Origin of the sequence: Hymenobacter jejuensis (genome assembly GCF_006337165.1) — a bacterium.
Lineage (GTDB): Bacteria > Bacteroidota > Bacteroidia > Cytophagales > Hymenobacteraceae > Hymenobacter > Hymenobacter jejuensis.
Map to the genome: position 1 here is coordinate 3564986 of NZ_CP040896.1, position 17376 is coordinate 3582361.

The window sequence follows — 17376 nt, forward strand, 5'->3', positions numbered from 1 at the left end:
GTGCTAATTGTCGGTCGGAAATGCTACGCCGCTTGGGCAAGCAACGGCAACCTGCCAGTAGGATTGAAGCTAAACAAGGAAGATGCGCAATGGAGTACAAACCACCAAGTTGCCGCCGCCTACATTTGCCAAATAACCCTGCTTTTTAGCTTTGCCCATGATCTCGATAACCCAGGTTCACCACATTGCCATTATCTGCTCCAATTACGAAGTTTCGAAGCGGTTTTACACGGAAGTGCTGGGCCTAAGCGTCCTGCAAGAAGTGTATCGGGCTGAACGACAGTCGTATAAACTCGATCTGGCCCTGAACGGGCAGTACGTCATCGAGCTGTTTTCCTTTCCCGAAACCCCCAAACGCTTGTCGCGTCCCGAAGCGGCCGGCTTGCGCCACTTGGCTTTTGCCGTTCCGGATCTGGAAGCTGTTGCGCAACATCTTGATAATCAAAATGTTGTATATGAGCCCATCCGGACGGACGAATTCACTGGCAAGCGCTTTACCTTCATCGCCGATCCGGATGGCCTGCCGCTGGAGTTTTACGAGCAGTAACCAACCCTAGCGCATTACGCACGACGCGGGCAGTAGCCGCCTACACCTTATCGAGTACAGCGACCACGTCTTTCGTGGAAATGCGGGTGGCCGTGTCGGCGGCACGGTAAATGGCTTCCAGCAATTGCACGTCGCGCAGGCCCATTTCGCCGGGCACGCGGGTTGGCTTGTTGTGCAATACGCAATCGGCAAAATCGTCCATTTGGCGCGCCTGCTGGTTGATATTGGGCACATTCATAGGACCCTGGCTGGTTTTGCCCTGCAAGCCCCCGTAGCCAAAAGCCGGCTTAAGCTCGAACCATCCTTTGGCTGCCTCGGCGCGCAGCTGGCTCATGTTTTCAACGTAGCTCGTACGGCAGTCGGCCACGCTGCCATCCTGAAAACGAAACTGCCAGCTGATGGCCTCTTCTACTTCGTTAAACTGCTCGGGACGCTGCTTTTTGGCGTATTGAGCCGTCACGGACACCGGAATCTGGCCTTTGGTGTAGAGCGCGCCCTGCACGCAATAGATGCCCATGTCCATGAGCGGGCCGCCCCCCGAAAGCTTCTTCTGAATGCGCCAAGGGCGGTTGTTGCCCATCGTAAAGCCGTTGTCGGCGATGATGCGCTTGACCGGGTCGTACACCTCTTTCTGCCCCAGGCGCATCATTTCCAGGTTGTGCGGCTCGGTGTGTAGCCGGTAACCGATCCCGAGCTTTTTGCCCGCTTTCTTGCAGGCCTCGATCATGCGGCGGCAATCGGCGGCCGAGGTCGCCATGGGCTTTTCACAGATGACGTGCTTGCCGGCTTTCGCCGCCCGCACCACAAAATCGGCGTGCAGGGCGTTGGGCAGCACCACGTACACAATGTCGATGTCGGGGTTGTCGGCAATACGGTCGAAGGTCTCGTAGTTGTAGATATTCTTGTCGGGGATGTTATACTGCTTTTTCCATTGCTCAGCCTTGCTGGGCGTGCCCGTCACGATGCCCGCTAGGCGGCATAGCTTGGTTTCGAGCAAGGCCGGGGCCAATTCGCCGGTGCTGTAGCCGCCCAGGCCTACCAAAGCAATGCCCAGCTTGCGGCCGGTTTGGAGCGCCTCGCGACTGGCAGGGCCTAATTGCGTTTTATTCAATCCGGGGAGCGCCTCAGCCAGCGTCGGCAGGCTCACAAAAGCGGCGCCCAGGCCCAGGCTAAGGTTGCGGAGGAACTCCCGGCGTGAAGCGTAATACCTTGACTTATAATTGGTTGTATCTTGAAGTTTGTGCATAGCTGTAACAGAAAGTACGGGCTACTGTACTTGGCTCAGGCACACAAGGTTGGGGCTGCGCAAAAAATGGTCTTGGTAACCTGCTTAAAGTGAGGTTTTTACACCTGAGCTTGCGAGCTACTTACACCAGCACCTCGTCGACGTGCTGGCGAAACAGCCGGCCAATGGGCAGTTCCTGGTTGGCCACCTCAACGTGCCGGGCGTTGTAGGTTCGAATCTTGTCCAGGGCCACGATAAACGAGCGGTGAATGCGAAGGAAATTGCTCTCGGGGAGCTTTTCTTCCATCCCGTTGATGGTTTGCTTTACCACCAACGGCGGGCCTGCTACGGTATGAATCTTCACATAATCCTTCAGCCCTTCCACGTACAGGATGTCGCGCAATACCACCTTCACCATCTTCCGGTCGATGCGGAAGTAGAGAAACGCATCGGGGTTTACGGAGTGCAGCGGTTCCGGGGCGGCCCCCGAATCGGTTTTGCTGGCTTTGGCGACGGCCTTCAGAAAGCGCTCCAGCGACACGGGTTTGAGCAAGTAATCCACCGCATCCAGCTCGAAACCCTCATAAGCGTACTCGCGGTAGGCAGTGGTGAAGATGACCTGGGGCGGGTGGCGCAGGCTGCGCAGAAAATCCGTGCCAAGGATTTTGGGCATCTTGATATCGAGAAACAGCAGGTCGACCGGGTGCTGCTGCAACATGCCAAAGGCCTCCAAGGCGTTGCCACAGGTACCTACCAGTTCCAACTGCGCTACTTCCCGCACATGTGCTTTCAGTACTTCCAGCGCCGGAGGCTCGTCGTCAACCAGTAGGCAATGCAGTTTCATAGCGAATGATAGCTAAGTGGTAGGAAGCAATTGGCGGTTGGCTAAAGTTGCTAAGGGGGGCGATATGGGCGTTTCTGTAGGCTCCGTTAAGGTCCATTGGAGCTTCAGCGACACCAAAAAGGTATCGGACTCGGCTACGATCTTCAAGGTATGCCGGCCGGGGTAGAGGCAGGCAAGCCGCTGGCGCACGCGGGCCAGGCCGGCACCTTCTGCCCACTCGGTCGCAGCTTCAGCACGGCTGTTGATGACTTTGAACGTGAGCGAATCACGTCGGGCCAGAAGGTCGATGCTAATCCAGGGGCACTCGAGAGCCGCGCCCGTGCCGTGCCGAAACGCATTTTCCACGAACGGCAACAGCAACAGCGGCGCCAGCGTGTGCGCGTCGAGCGCCCCGCTGATGGTAAGCGAAACATCGACGGCATCGCCTAAGCGCAACTGCTCCAGGGCTACGTAAAGCCGCAGCATGGTTGCCTCCTCGGCCAGCGCGACGCTATCCAGTGCGCTTTCGTACAGCATGTAGCGCAGCAGTTCGGAAAGCTGAAGCACTGCTGCCGGTGCCTCTGCCGCCTTGGCTTCGGTAAGGGATTGCAAAGTGGCAAGAGTGCTGAACAAAAAAGGCGGCTGGAGCTGGGCTTTAAGGAGTTGCAGATCAGCCTGCATTTTTCGCTGCTGCAGCAACTGGTTGATTTGCTGTTGTTTGTGCCAATTGCTGAACACGCGCATGGTGCTGGCTGCAAATCCTACAAATAGCACTGCCAGAAAGCCAAAGCTGACGGGATCCACCTTGGACCACCGGAACGGATGGGGAGGCATTAGGTGGAAGAAGCGAGGGGCCAGCACGTAGGTCAATAGTTCGCGCAGTAGCCCAGCCAGCAATGCGCAGCTCGCCAGCCATGCGGCCAGTAGCCCCAGAAAAGTCAGCACCTGCTTTCGGCGGAGCAGGATGGGCAGCAGCCCGTACACCAGCACGTAGGTGGCCGGAACGATCAGGGGCAGCTGCGAAAACAGAAATTCGCGCCAATACAGCGGCTGGCGCGTTGCGATGTAGTCGGGTACCTGAATCAACTCGAAGAACGCCACGACACCCAGCCAGAACAGCCCATGCCGCCTTACTCGTCGTTGCAGCCACGGCTTCATGGCTGGAGCGCGTAATCGGGTGAGGCCCCCAGAGCCAGCGCCAACCGCACCGTGAAGTGGTCGTCGCTTGCCTCCACGTCGAAATGGTGGCGCTTGGGGTAAAAGAGCGCAAGGCGTTGCCGCACGTTTTGCAGCCCAATGCCGCAAGAGCCCGAAGCGGCCGGCGTAGCCGTGCTTTTCGTGTTGGTAATGACGCAAGTAAAGCGTGGACCTTCCACGGCCATCTTGATGCCGATACGGGTCGGGCCAAGCTGCTCGGCCGCCCCGTGCTTAAAAGCATTTTCGACGAGCGGCAACAAGAGCAGAGGCGCAATTTGTCCGGTGGCAGGAATATTATCCGCCGCAAAAGAAAGGCTAAGCCGAGGTCCATAGCGTAACTGTTGGAGAGATAAGTAGTTACGCAATAGGCCTACTTCATCGGGAAGCTTTACCAGCGGCGCATCGTCTTGCTCCATCACAAAGCGCAGCAGCCCGGTGAGGCGTGCGACCACCTCCGGAGCCTGATCCGATCGCTCCAGCGTGAGGGCGTATAAGTTGTTGAGGGTATTGAAGAGAAAGTGCGGGTGCACCTGGGCCTTGAGCAGTTGTAGCTCAGCTTGGTAGTTTTCCTGTGCCAGCCTGGCGTTGTCCAGCTGCTTGTGCCGCCAACGGCGATGGAGGTGTAGAAAAGCCGCCGCGCCCGCAATGCCTAGCTGGGGCATCATGGCTCCGCTGGGAAAGATGCGGCGGTCGTCGTCGAGGAGAACATAATGCCACCCGTGTTGCGCTGCTATCAGAATCAGGTACCGGAACCCGAATTTAAGGAACATACTTAGCAAGAGCCAGCCAAAGAGCAACAAGCCAAAGCGATCCTGCCGGCCGGTGCCCCGCTCCAGTGCGGGCAACACGCCGTAAAGCAGGGCATAGGTCGCCAGCGTATGCGGTGCGAGTAGCAGTAGGGCATAGGTAAAGCCCTGCACAAGGTCGTCCGTTTTGTGGCAGCCGTACCGGAGATACCATGTCATGAGCACCGTCACAACAAGCCAGAACAGCCCGTGCCGAAGCCAGCGCCGCTCGTCGATGGCCTGCAAGAACGCGTCGAGCCTATATGTTTCTGCCTGTCCCATGCCGTGCCGCATCGGTTGGTGAGTGTATATAAATATAAGCTTCAGTCTGCGACCAACCTATTGACTTATAGGAATATAGACAAACGACAAGTAGCCATCGACTAACGACAAAAACGGGTGCTGGTCGCCAGCATGCGTCTCTATTGGAGCACTTAGGCGCGGTCCGGCGAATAAGCAAGCAAAGGCATTTTAGATGAGCCATTTTTGGACATGGCAACGGCGGAAAGGCTCCGCGGCGCCCCAACCCAAACCTCATCAGCCATGAAAGCTTTCACCCTTGTCCGCCTGGGATTGGCCCTCTTCCTGAGCTCCCTTGCTCCCTTGGCTACGGCCCAAAAAGCAGCGCCGGCCCCTCAAGGCTACTGGACTGTCGAAACCAACCTAACCACGCGCGATTATACCTTGGTGCGTTTCTATAACGCCCAAGACCAGCTTGTGTACACTGAGCGGCTTGATCATTTTAACCTCGATTTGGCCCGCAAATGCCCCGCCTCCCGGCGTGCCAGTCGGCGGCTCACCCTGGTTTTGCAGCAAGTTCTACGCAACCCCGCCGCCAGCCAGGTCCCAACCCTAGTAGCTCAGCAATTCGACCTCAACCGCTGGGTACGGCCCGGATATGCAGCCCGCTGAGTGAGAAGCAATAAAATTGGTCACTAAAAACAGGTGCTCTTCTTGGACAGCAAAATGCCGCTGGCACAATGTCAGCGGCATTTTGCTGTCGTTATAATAAAGTGCTAAAGGCTACAGCGAAGGCCGCTCGACATCCACGATCTCTTCCTTTTGCAGCATGGCCTCCAAGTCGAAGCGCGTGAGGTCGAAGGGCGGCTCATCGTAGTTTTCCGGCTTGTTCAGCTCCGATACGTTGCTGCTGTTGGTGGTCTGGTAGGAGTTGGCTTGCAGCATGATGATGTTGCCGTTTACCTCCACCACTTTCAGCAGCGAATAGTTGCCCTGTTCGCCCCGGACGTGGTACAAGTCGCCCACGCGTGGCGCAGCAATCAACTTCTTGTCTTCCTGGCTGTTAAAGCCGCTCATGACAAACGAGCTGAGCGTAATCAGCGCAATAATCGCCAGCCCTGCGTAGTGCCATACGGGCGTTTTGGCCTGCTTTTTCAGCGCCACAAACTCCGCCTTCAGCGTTGGGGGCATTTGGTTGTGGCGCGATACAAAACGACAGTTGCTGCACTCCGAAGCGCCGAGCTTCCCGACGGGCAACAGCGGAATCCAATAGATGTGCGCGTAGCGGCCAAACACGCTGATGCGCAGCGACTCGGCCGTACCGCAGGCTTCGCATGTAATTTCTGGAATTGGCTTGGTGAGCAGGTGCGAAGAGTTGCTGCCGTAAATAATCATAACTCAAATGGATGCAGGCGAAGGGAGGCTAAGCCAACTGTAAAATGCTGCCTAAAGTATTAATTTTCCGTGGATTTTAGCATAAAAAATGGTTGGTTATGGCGCCATTTATTCCTGCGTTGCTGTGGCTTTCGTACTAGTCAGACACAAAAACGCCTCGCACCACCTAAGGCAATGCGAGGCGTTTTGCTTTTTGAGTTAAGGAGTTAACTCGTTAACTAATAATTAGTTACTCCGTGGCAACCACTGTGTTTATGCTCAAGACTTCGCTGGTATAATTGCGCATTTCTTCGGTCAGCTCGGGGTCGTCGGCCAGCGAGTGCCCGTAGGAAGGAATCATCTTCTTGAGCTTGGTCTGCCACGCTTCGGTTTGCAGCCGGTCGTTGAAGCACCGTTTCAGCAAGTCGAGCATGATAGAAACGGCCGTCGAGGCGCCGGGCGAAGCGCCCAGCAGTGCCGCGATGCTGCCATCGGCCGCACTCACGACTTCGGTGCCGAACTCCAGCACGCCGCCTTTTTTCGCGTCTTTCTTAATCACCTGCACGCGCTGCCCCGCGATTTCCAGCTCCCAATCCTGCATCTGAGCATTGGGGAAATACTCGCGGAGTGCGGCCAACCGGTCTTCGGGCGACTGCCGCACTTGGTCGATTAGGTATTTAGTGAGCGAGAGGTTGTGCAGGCCGGCCGAGATCATGGGCCGCAGGTTGGTCGGCTTGATGGAAGCGGGCAAATCCAGGTACGACCCGTTCTTCAGGAATTTGGTTGAAAAGCCAGCATACGGACCAAACAGCAGCTCGCGCTTGCCCTCGATCACGCGCGTATCCAGGTGCGGCACCGACATGGGCGGCGCGCCTACCGAGGCTTTGCCGTAGACCTTCGCCTGGTGTTGCTCAATGACTTCGGGGTTGGTGCATTTCAGCCACTGCCCGCTCACGGGGAAGCCGCCAAAGCCGCGTCCCTCCGGAATGTCGGCCTTTTCGAGCAGCGGCAAGGAGCCACCGCCCGCGCCGATGAACACGAACTTGGTGCGCACTTTGCGCTTCTGGTCGGTGGTAAGGTCGCGGACGCCTACTACCCAGTTGCCCTCGTCGTCGCGGCGCAGCTTGCGCACTTCGTGGTGAAAATGCATCTGCACGCCCGGCATCTTTTGCAAGCGCTTAAACATGTTGCGGGTGAGGGTGCCAAAGTTGACGTCGGTGCCCAAATCCATGCGCGTGGCAGCTACTTTCTGGGCCTTATCGCGGCCTTCCATCACCAGCGGAATCCATTCGCGCAGCAGCTCTGGGTCTTCAGAATACTGCATGCCTTTGAACAGGTGGTTTTGAGTGAGCGCTGCGTGGCGCTTCTTCAGGTAGTCCACGTTCTTCTCGCCCCACACAAAACTCATGTGCGGAATGGGCTTGATGAAGTTCGGTACCACGGTCATCGACTTATTCAGCATCAGATACGTCCAGAATTGCTTCGAGACCTCAAAGGACTCGGCAATCTTGATGGCTTTTGACGTTTCGATGGAGCCGTCGGGGAGCTGGGGCGTGTAGTTGAGCTCGCAAAAGGCCGAGTGGCCGGTGCCGGCGTTGTTCCAGGCGTCGGAGCTTTCGGCCGCTGCATTGTCGAGGCGCTCGAAAATCTCGATGGTTAGGTCTGGCTGGAGTTCTTTCAACAATACTCCAAGGGTGGCACTCATGATGCCAGCCCCGATTAAAACGACATCGGGGGCTTGATTAGGCAAATTATCGTTTGTAGACATGAGATCGATTGGATCGTTACAAACGGTGTTTACAACCTCCGGTCTTTAGTTGTTCAAAAAATTTGTTGGTTTCAATATAAATATCTGTAAAACAAATAGTTGTGTTGTAATAAAGTGTAGTTTGTGTCAACCTGAACGGTAGTTTTTGCGGTGTCTATCCGCGGTCCAAAAGCTCACTCACATTCCACTGCCCAGGTTCGAGTCCAATAACTAAGTCAACGGTACACCGTACTTGCTCTCAGTTCGTTAGGTAAACGGTCTGGCCCGCAAAAGCAGCGCGCAGCACACGTGAGAAAGAGTTAAAGCAGAGGGTATGTGGATTGTATTTTCGTTGTTAGCCGCGCTGACCGCGGCCATTGTCGTGACGTTGTCGAAAGCCGGCATCAAAAACATGGATTCTAGTTTGGCCTTTGCCGTGCAGTCCGTTTTGATTCTGATTGTGGCTTGGAGCGTGGTGATTTGGCAAGGCCGGTTGCCGGAGGTAACGCGCATTGAACCACGTACTTGGCTCTATCTGGTGCTAGCCGGCGTCATTACCTGCGTTTCGTCGCTGCTCTCGTTTCGGGCGCTGAAACTCGGCGACGCGGCCCGTGCCTCTCCACTCGACAAGATCTCCCTAATTTTCTCGATTGCGCTGGCCGTGATCTTCCTGAAAGAAAAAATCAACTGGCAGGTAATTGTCGGGGCGTTGCTGATGGCTGCCGGAGCCGTGTTTATCGCCACTTCCAAGCAATCGGCCGGTTAAAATATGCAATTACATAAGTATTTGACTATCAAATACTTATGTAATTGTCAAAACCGAAGGTTAAGCCCGTAGCATATAAATGTGCTCGATGTCATCTTCGAGATAAATGTCGCCCTGCTGCACGAACCCCAGGCTTTGATAGAACGCGCGCAGGTAATACTGGGCTCCGATTTTGATGGGTTGCGGGCCAAAGAGCGCTTCACATTCCGCAATGGCCTGATTCATAAGCTGTCGGCCGAAGCTGAAACGGCGAAATGCCGGGCTCACGACCACTCTGCCGATGCTCACTTGTTCGTAGCATTTGCCGGCGTCGAAGAGACGGGCGTAGGCTGCCAATTGCCCGTCGTCGGTGCGGCCCAGCAAATGATACGCTGCTTCGTCCTGCCCATCAATGTCCTGAAAGGCGCAGTTCTGCTCGACTACAAACACCTCGCTCCGGAGCTGCAAAAGGCTGTAGAGTTCGTTAAGCGCCAGTGCGTTATAAGATTTGGAAGTCCAGTTGAGGGTCATGGCAGCATCAGGAATATGTCGCGCAAAGATGGGTAGTTGGAGGCGAAACTGAGTCCTCTTTCAACCGAAAAGCAGCGGCCGAGATACCAGCCGCTGCTTTTCAGGTTCAGCTCAAAAACGGGACGTGGCCGGCTATTCGTCCTCCGGAAACGTGCCCATGCCGCCGCTTTCAAAATCAGCAATGGCTTGGACCAGCTCGCGGTTGGTGTTCATCACAAACGGCCCGTACGTCGCCAGCGGCTCCTCAATGGGCTCGCCTGCCAGCACGAGCAAAATGCTGTCTTCGACGAAGGTGATCTGCACGTCCGGCGCATCCCAGCCAAATACCACCAGCTGTTTGGTAGCGGCGGCCCGATCGCCGTTGAGCAAGATTTGGCCCGAAGCTACGTAAATGCCTACGTTGTAATCGGCAGGTAATGAAAGAGTTATGGTGCTGCCTTTGGGCTGGTGCACGTCCAGCATAATCATGGGCGAGAAGGTTTCGGCAGGCCCGGTTACGCCGTTGTACGTGCCGGCAATAACCCGAATCGCGCCCTGGCCACCCGGTGCGGATGCCGACGGAATGGCCGCGGCCCGGATGTTCTGATAACGCGGCGGGGCCATTTTGTCCTTCTTGGGCACGTTCACCCACAGCTGCAATAGCTCCAGCGTGCCGCCTTGTTTGGCAAACTCCTTTTCGTGGCGTTCCTCGTGGAGCAAGCCTGCTCCGGCGGTCATCCATTGCACATCGCCGGGACCGAGCTTGCCGTTGTGGCCCGCCGTGTCGCGGTGCGATAAGTAGCCTTGGTACACAACCGTTACCGTTTCAAAGCCACGATGCGGGTGCGGCGGCGTGCCCAAAGGGCTGTCGGTGGGGGCTACCGGCATCGGGCCGGTGTGGTCGATGAGCAGAAACGGGCTCAGTTGCCGGATGCGCGGCCCCGGCATGGGGCTAGTCACGTCGAAACCGTCGCCGACGAGCTTCTTGTTGCCGTCGATTACCTGAAATATTCTGCGGAAAGGGCTAGCCATGTAATAAGCACGAATAAGAGAAATGAAGAAATCGAACCGATATCGAACAGGAATAAACGGCGAACAGCAGCGCCCGAACCCTGTGAATGCTAACCGGATTTCCGCTTCAGGGTTTCGCTGGGAAGCTATTTGTCGTCTCATCCCGCCAATCCGACGCTTCGGTAACATAAAATTTCATCCGCCTCGGCAGCCGGCCACCTTTGAGCCATCACTTCGCTGCTACCCCGATGAAACGTCTTCTACTCCCGCTGCTGCTCCTGTTGCTTACTGCGCTTCCGCTGTTAGCCCAAACGCCTGCTACCACGCTTTCCGGCACCGTACGCGATGCGGCCGGTCAGCCGCTGCCGGGAGCCAATGTGTTTCTCAAATCAACCTTCGACGGCGCCAGCACCGATTCGGTGGGCCGCTTTCGCTTCACCACGCGCCAAACGGGGACGTTGTCGCTGGTCGTGACGCTGCTGAGCTACCAGCTTCAAGAGCAACCTGTTGTGCTCGACGGTACTGTTAAACACTTCGCCATCACCCTGAAAGCGGCGCGCAATGAGCTGGGCTCAGTCGTGATTACGGCCGGTGCCTTCGAAGCCAGCGACGAAAAGCGGGCCACCGTGCTTACCTCCCGCGATGTGGTAACCACGGCCGGCGCGCTCGCCGATGTCGCGGGCGCTCTGAACACCTTGCCGGGCATCACGCGCAACGGCGAAGAAGGCAAACTATTTGTGCGGGGCGGCGCGGCTGGCGAAACCAAGCAATACCTAGATGGGCTGCCTTTGCAAAGCCCTTACAACGCCAGCGTGTCGGGCGTACCGGCCCGCGGGCGCTTTACGCCGGATCTGTTCAAAGGCACGGTGTTCAGCACCGGCGGCTACTCGGCCGAGTATGGGCAGGCCCTGTCGGCGGCCGTGATTCTGAATTCTGTCGACCTGGAACCGGAAACCCAGACGGGCATTTCGCTGCTCTCGTTGGGGCAGGTAAGCTTGTCGCAGCGGCAACGTTGGGAACGTTCGTCAGTGGCCGTGACCGGTAACTACATGAACATGAAACCCTATTTCGGGCTGGTGCCCCAGCGCCTGCTTACGGCTTACGAATCGGGCGGCGGCTCCGTCGCGTTTCGGCAGCGCACCGGCGACGTAGGCATGTTGAAAGTGTACGGCGCTTTCACCGGGCAACATTCGGGCGTGCGCACCCCCGACGTTGAGTGGCAAAACGGCCGGCCCGTAGATTTGCGCAACACCAATGGCTATCTGAATGCGTCGTTTCGCAGTACGCTCCGGCGCGGCTGGTCGGTGCAAACCGGCGTTGCCGCCACCCGCGACGAGCAAAAGCTGCATCTCGGCGTCCGGACTGCGGAGCCCGACGTGGCACAGGTGCACGAACTGGAACAATCGGTGGCAGGGCGCGTGGTGCTCACCAACGACTCGGTGAGCGCTTATTGGAACCTGAAAGTAGGCGCCGAAGGCTTGCAGCAGCGTTTTTTGCAAGATGCTTATTATCAAGATGATACCAAATTGCCAACTCGGGCTTTCGACGAGCAACGGGCCGCAGGATTTGCCGAGGCCAATATTTCCTTCACCAACCAATTGGTAGCCCGCGTGGGCGGCCGCACCGAATATTCGCGCGTGCTGGGCCGCTGGAATGCCGCGCCGCGGGTAGCGCTGGCCTACCAAACCGACGAATACAGCCAATTATCTGCCGCTTGGGGCGACTTCTACCAAACGCCGGCCAACGACCTGCTGCTCAGCGCCCACCGCAACCCCGATCTGCGTTTTGAGCGCGCCACTCACTATCTGCTTACCTATCAGCGCATTCACGACGACCGTACGCTGCGGGCCGAAGCTTACTACAAAAACTACGCACACCTGCTGCACTACGATGCCGCGCGACTCTACCAACCGACCGCTTATCAAAGCACCGGCACGGGCTACGCCCGCGGGCTAGACCTGTTTTGGCGCGACCGCAAAACCGTCAAAAACCTTGACTACTGGGTGAGCTACGGCCTGCTCGACACACGCCGCCAGCAGCGCGCCGACGCCAGCGTGGCCATGCCCACTTTTGCCTCGCGCCACAACCTGTCGGTGGTGAGCAAATACTGGGTGCAAAAGATGCACACGCTGTTTGGGGCGACTTACAGCTACGGCAGCCCACGCGCATCGTATGACCCTAGCTTTCAGCAGTTTCATACGCCTAGCTACCACGATCTTAGCGTCAACTTGAGCTACGTGACCACGCTGTGGAACAACCTGACCATCGTGCACGTGTCGTGCTCCAACGTGCTGGGCCGCCAGAACGTGTTTGGCTACCGGTACGGCGCCACGCCCACTGCCGACCTGAATTACGCCCGCGTGGCCATCACGCCTTCGGCTCCGCGCATGGTGTTTGTGGTGCTCATGATCTCGATCAACAAAAAACGCCCCGCCGACACGAACACCGCTCCGGAGTAATGAATTAGTAGGACAAAAAAGAATACCGCAGAACCCATCCGCGCTTAAAGCGATTGAGATGGGTTCTGCGGTATTATGTTTATAAAAACTTGATAATCAATATTTTACCTACGTATTAATTTGAGATGTGCTTGCGCTTTCTGACCATTTATGTGTAGGTAGTAGATTCCGTTGGCTGGCATCTGCTGCGAGAAATCAAGCTCTAGTAGCGAGCCGGCTGCGGCGGGGGTGAGTTTGCCAGTACCCAAAGTTGCGCCCACCGCGGAAACCAGCGTATAAGAAACCTCTCCTTGGAAAGCTTCTGGTAAGCTGAGGCGGAAGCGCCCGTTGTCGGAAGGGTTCGGATAGACAGCGGCTACCGAAGAAAAGCCCGAAGTCTTGTCGCCTTTAAGCGCCGCCGACAAGCCTGAGGCGGTGAGGGCGGCTTGGTTGGTTACCGTAAAGTTGACGGTGAGAGCCGTGCCAGCGGTTCCGTTGCCGCCACTGCTCGTGTAAGGCGTGGCTTTGAGAGTATAAGACCCTACTGGTGCCGGCCAAGCCGCGTAGTCAGGGCCGGAGTTGCCGAATAAGGCATAGGGGGCGCTGGTTTCGACTTGGGTGCGGTTTACGGTGCCGCTGAGCACCAGCACTACGCTGCCCACCGGATACGGGCTGGTGTTGGCCCGCACGTTCAGGTTTTGGGTCGGCAAGGTGGCCAGGTTGAGCACGTCGTTGGCCACCAAATCCCGGATCGGCTGGTCGGTGTCAGCATTCATCAAGGTCAAACTCGTGACTTGCTGTGGACTGCTCGGAACCGGATTGACGGTGATCTGGACTTGGTCGGCGGCGCTGGGGGCGTCGAGGTTGTCGGTGACCACCAAGCTGAAGACGTAAGTGCCGGCCTGGCTCAGGCCGCTGACGGTGGGGTTTTGCGCGGTTTTGCCGGGGCTGAAGGTGGCCGTCGTAGGTCCGCCGGCCTGGCTCCAGGTGTAGGTCTTGATCGAGCCGTCGTCGGTGCCCGCCCCGGCCAGCGTGACACTGCTGGTGGGCAGCGTGATCGTCTGGTCGGGCCCCGCATTGGCCACCGGTGCCGGGTTGCTGCCTGAAGCTGTACTCAGTACTTCGATGGCCGAGATCTTAGCGTTGTCTTTGCCGCCGGTATTGAGGGAGGTAAAGTTGAGGTTGAGCGTGCCGTCGCTGACCGTGACGGGGAATGACTCGACGGTGGCCACATTTGTCCCCACCTTTTTGAAAATATCGTAGGCCGATAGCACCTTATTACCTTCCAAGCTCACGTCGAACACACGCTGGCCCACGGCCGTCCAATAAATTTCGGCGAAGTGCAGCTTCACAGTGTACGTACCGTTGGCGATGGGCAGGGCGTAGCTGAAATTGGTGCCAAAGCGCTCGGTTTGGTACAAGGCATCGTCGGTGGTGCCAGCGATGGCAGAGCCCGTTGAATACGTGCTGCCGGGGTTCGGTGAAAAGTACTGATCCGTTGTAAAGGCCCCAATCGACGTAGTGAGCGCCCCGCCGCCACTATTGAGACGGTACACGGCCGTAGGCTGACCAGTCGGAACCGGATTGACGGTAATCTGGACTTGGTCGGCGGCGCTGGGGGCGTCGAGGTTGTCGGTGACCACCAAGCTGAAGACGTAGGTGCCGGCCTGGCTCAGGCCGCTGACGCTGGGGTTCTGCGCGGTTTTGCCGGGGCTGAAGGTGGCCGTCAGGGGGCCGCTGGCCTGGCTCCAGGTGTAGGTCTTGACCGAGCCGTCGTCGGTGCCCGCCCCGGCCAGCGTAACGCTGCTGGTGGGCAGGGTAATGGTCTGGTCGGGGCCCGCATTGGCCACCGGCGCCGGGTTGCCACCCGACGTAGCATTGAAGATTTCGATGGCCGAAATTTTGGGGCGGTCCACACCGCCGTCGGCGGCCAGCGCGCTAAAATAGATGTTGAGCGTGCCGTCGGAGACGGTGGTAGTAAAGGTTTCGGTGGTAGCCGTAAAGGCACCTACCTTGCGGATGATATCATAATTGTCGAGCACCTTAGCGCCTTCGATAGATACGTCAAAGATGCGCTGCCCCACGCTGGACCAATAGATATCGGCGAAGTGCAGCGTCACAGTATACGTGCCGTTGGCCACCGGAAAATCGTAGCTATAAGCCCCTTTATCGGTGGACGAGCTACGCTCGGTTTGGTAGAGGGCATCGTCGTTGGTACCCGCAATGGCGTTGCCGGTCGAGTAAGTATACGCCGAGCCCGAATAATACTGATCGGGGGCGAAGGTACCCAGCGAAGTGGTTAAAGTGCCACCCCCCGCGTTGATGCGGTACACGGCTGGGCCGCCCGCGGTGGCTGGGTTTACATAAATCGTAACCTGATCGGCGATGCTGGTCAGGGTTTTGTTGTCCGTGACGACGAGCGAAAATGTGTAGCTCCCGGCCTGGGTCAGGCCGCTGACGGTGGGGTTGGCCACCGAGGTGCTCGAGAAGCTTGCCGTGGCCGGGCCGCCGGCTTGGCTCCAAGTATAGCCCGTGATGGTGCTGCCGCTGGCCGGCGTACCCGACCCAGCCAAGATTACCGAGCTAGTGGGTAGATTGATCGTTTGGTCGGGCCCCGCGTTGGCGAGCGGAGGCGTACCCGACGGGGCGGAGTCGTCGGCGCCCGCTACCCATTGGATCAGGCGTTGGGCAAATGCCTTGTTCTGAACGCGGCTCAAATACGTGCCATCACCGGCGTTCCAAAAGCAGTTGCGATCGAAAAAGCCTGCGGCCCGACCCTGTCCGATTTTGGCTACCGACAGGGCCGCATCATTGGCCTGCAGCGGGCCGTCTAGGCTGTTGAGGTGCGCGGCAATCGGCGGTAGGTTCGCAATAATAGTTGCCGGGGTAGTCGTCCGGATGGGGCTTACGCCTTCGGCCTCGATAGTAAGCCCGGCGTTTTTGTTGAAGTTGTTAATGTAGTGATTTACAGCCCATTGATCCATTGTGAAGGCGCCCTGGGTGTTGTCGTGCAGAAACTGCATCCCGAACTGGAGCATGATGTCGTTGTCGCTCAACATTCCTTCGGAGCTATTGGCGCCACCGTTCTGCCAGCCAAAGGCCGCATCGGACCAGGCCACTACGCCACCGCCGGCATTTACCCACGTAGCTACGGCAGCGGCTTCGGCGGCAGTGAAGCGCCGGTTATTTGAGCTCAGTATCAGTACTTTATAACCGTTGAGCGTAGCCGCATTCAGCGTAGTATTGGCATCCAGCGCTTCGGTGGTCGTGAACCCGGCATCCAGCAGCGCCTGATTGAATTGCGACATGCCCAAGCTGCCCGTGTCCGACAGCTTCATGTCGTGGATGGAGGGCGGAATGCTGCCGTACAGGTATAGAATCTTTGGTTTTGAGCCCGATACCGTGAACGTTATGTTGGCAGTCGCATCGGGGTAGCCGGTGGCTTTGGCCGTGATGCTGGCCGTGTAGGTGCCGGCGGCGAGGCTGCCGGCGTTGGCCGTTACCTTTATTTCGGTGCCGCCCAGCAGGTCGATGGTGCCGGAAGTAGGGCTTACGCTCAGCCACGCCGGCAGGCCGCTTGTATCGATGGAGTAGGAGGGATTGCCGCTCTTGGTCCACAAAATGATATCACGGCTGGCGCTGGCACCGGCCACGGCACTCAGGGTAACCTGGCTGGGCCAAAAGCCGATGGTGTTGTTGGGGGTGCGGGTCTGGCTGCGTTTGCGGGTAGTGGTTTGTGGGTTGGTAGATTGGTTGAGGCCGCCGTTGGCCACAATGTATTCATTACCAATCATTTCCGCACTGGGGCCAAACAGGTTGACTGGCAGGGGCAATTGCTCCGTCCAGCTATCGGTGGCAGGGTTGTAGACCGTTACGTTGGGAATGACGTTGTCGGTGCCGTTGGGGCGGCCGCTGCGGCCGCCGGCCAATACGATGGTGCCATCCACGACGCAAGTGGCAGGCTCTGAGTGCGAACGGACATACGGCATGTCCTGCAACCGCGTCCAGACATCCGTCGAGGGGTCATAGACCTGCACGTAGTTCACGTCGGCAATTGCCCCGTCGTGACCGGTCTGGCCGCCCAGCGCGTAGATTTTGCCGGCGACCGCCCCGCTGGCAAAGTGGCAGCGGGGCAAGGGCATGCCTGCTGCCACGCCCCACCCGGCCCCGACGTTGTTCAGGTCGAGCACGTAGTGGGCCATCGAGCCCGTCTGGCGGTCTTCCAGCAGGCCCCCAAACGAGTGCAGCTTCCGGCCTATCCGGACCAGAGCGTTGCCGCCGCTCTTGGTGGGTAGCGGCGTGCCTTGGCTCCAGGTGTTGGTGGCTACGTCGTAGATCTGCAGCTTGTCGGAGTTAGGACCACCGCTCTGGCCCGACAAAAATCCGCCGGCGACATACACCTTCGTGCCATCGACGGCGATACCGGCATGGGTGACCGGAAAAGGCATATCAGCAATGTAGGACCAAGTGTTGGTGGCGGGGTCGTACACCTGGCACTTGGCCGTCGTGGTCACGCTGGGCGAGTCAAAGCCCGAGAACACGTACATCTTGTTGTTGATCATCACGCTGAAGCCAACCCAAGTAGGCGTGCCCGAAGGGGCCACGGTTACCCAGTTGCCGGTCTGGGCCCACCCAGGGGTAGCGCCTCCCAGCAGAAATAACACCAGCAGACCAATAAACAGCAGGCTTCTGACGGCCATCTGGGTAGAGTTTAATACGTATTTCATTGTGAAT

13 protein-coding genes are annotated in these 17376 nt (G+C 57.8%); 4 read left to right on the forward strand and 9 right to left on the reverse strand.

The features are described from left to right. Positions 1–157 precede the first annotated feature (157 nt). Entirely contained in the window at positions 158–547 is a 390-nt protein-coding gene (gene gloA2 / locus FHG12_RS14830) for an SMU1112c/YaeR family gloxylase I-like metalloprotein (protein ID WP_139516461.1), read from the forward strand. 40 nt (positions 548–587) lie between these two features. On the opposite strand, the gene FHG12_RS14835 is transcribed toward gloA2, so the two are convergent. The 4 genes from FHG12_RS14835 to FHG12_RS14850 all read right to left on the reverse strand — a co-directional run bounded on the left by FHG12_RS14835 (position 588) and on the right by FHG12_RS14850 (position 4859). Next, on the reverse strand, positions 588–1793 hold the full coding sequence (locus FHG12_RS14835; RefSeq protein ID WP_139516462.1) for a Gfo/Idh/MocA family protein: 1206 nt from the start codon (positions 1791–1793) through the stop codon (positions 588–590). A 121-nt stretch (positions 1794–1914) separates the two neighbouring features. Beyond that, positions 1915–2616 (reverse strand): LytR/AlgR family response regulator transcription factor, encoded by a 702-nt coding sequence (locus FHG12_RS14840; protein ID WP_139516463.1) that lies wholly within the window; start codon positions 2614–2616, stop codon positions 1915–1917. A gap of 12 nt (positions 2617–2628) precedes the next feature. Next, positions 2629–3753 carry a sensor histidine kinase gene (locus tag FHG12_RS14845; RefSeq protein ID WP_139516464.1) on the reverse strand — a complete coding sequence of 375 codons (1125 nt, stop codon included), beginning with the start codon at positions 3751–3753 and terminating at the stop codon, positions 2629–2631. Next, entirely contained in the window at positions 3750–4859 is a 1110-nt protein-coding gene (locus FHG12_RS14850; RefSeq protein WP_165699412.1) for a sensor histidine kinase, read from the reverse strand. The genes FHG12_RS14845 and FHG12_RS14850 overlap by 4 nt, the downstream gene beginning before the upstream one ends. A 261-nt stretch (positions 4860–5120) precedes the next feature. On the opposite strand from FHG12_RS14850, the gene FHG12_RS14855 reads away from it, so the two are divergent. Beyond that, positions 5121–5489, forward strand: a complete 369-nt coding sequence (locus FHG12_RS14855; protein WP_139516466.1) for a hypothetical protein — start codon at positions 5121–5123, stop codon at positions 5487–5489. A gap of 111 nt (positions 5490–5600) precedes the next feature. Here the strand turns inward: FHG12_RS14855 and FHG12_RS14860 are convergent, their stop codons facing one another. Together FHG12_RS14860 and FHG12_RS14865 are read right to left on the reverse strand one after the other, a co-directional pair. Continuing rightward, complete coding sequence (locus tag FHG12_RS14860) at positions 5601–6212, reverse strand: hypothetical protein (RefSeq protein WP_139516467.1); 612 nt, start codon at positions 6210–6212, stop codon at positions 5601–5603. Positions 6213–6441: 229 nt separating this feature from the next. Beyond that, positions 6442–7959 (reverse strand): malate:quinone oxidoreductase, encoded by a 1518-nt coding sequence (locus FHG12_RS14865; protein ID WP_139516468.1) that lies wholly within the window; start codon positions 7957–7959, stop codon positions 6442–6444. Positions 7960–8272: 313 nt separating this feature from the next. On the opposite strand from FHG12_RS14865, the gene FHG12_RS14870 reads away from it, so the two are divergent. Next, positions 8273–8704 (forward strand): EamA family transporter, encoded by a 432-nt coding sequence (locus tag FHG12_RS14870; RefSeq protein WP_139516469.1) that lies wholly within the window; start codon positions 8273–8275, stop codon positions 8702–8704. 60 nt (positions 8705–8764) lie between these two features. Here FHG12_RS14870 and FHG12_RS14875 read toward each other — a convergent pair whose 3' ends face one another. Together FHG12_RS14875 and FHG12_RS14880 are read right to left on the reverse strand one after the other, a co-directional pair. Further along, positions 8765–9214 (reverse strand): GNAT family N-acetyltransferase, encoded by a 450-nt coding sequence (locus FHG12_RS14875; RefSeq protein ID WP_139516470.1) that lies wholly within the window; start codon positions 9212–9214, stop codon positions 8765–8767. A gap of 132 nt (positions 9215–9346) precedes the next feature. After that, positions 9347–10225 carry a pirin family protein gene (locus tag FHG12_RS14880; RefSeq protein ID WP_139516471.1) on the reverse strand — a complete coding sequence of 293 codons (879 nt, stop codon included), beginning with the start codon at positions 10223–10225 and terminating at the stop codon, positions 9347–9349. 227 nt (positions 10226–10452) lie between these two features. Here FHG12_RS14880 and FHG12_RS14885 point away from each other — a divergent pair, with 227 nt between their 5' ends. Continuing rightward, complete coding sequence (locus tag FHG12_RS14885) at positions 10453–12663, forward strand: TonB-dependent receptor (protein WP_139516472.1); 2211 nt, start codon at positions 10453–10455, stop codon at positions 12661–12663. Positions 12664–12767: 104 nt separating this feature from the next. On the opposite strand, the gene FHG12_RS14890 is transcribed toward FHG12_RS14885, so the two are convergent. Beyond that, positions 12768–17369 carry a malectin domain-containing carbohydrate-binding protein gene (locus FHG12_RS14890; RefSeq protein ID WP_139516473.1) on the reverse strand — a complete coding sequence of 1534 codons (4602 nt, stop codon included), beginning with the start codon at positions 17367–17369 and terminating at the stop codon, positions 12768–12770. Between the last annotated feature and the right edge of the window lie 7 nt (positions 17370–17376).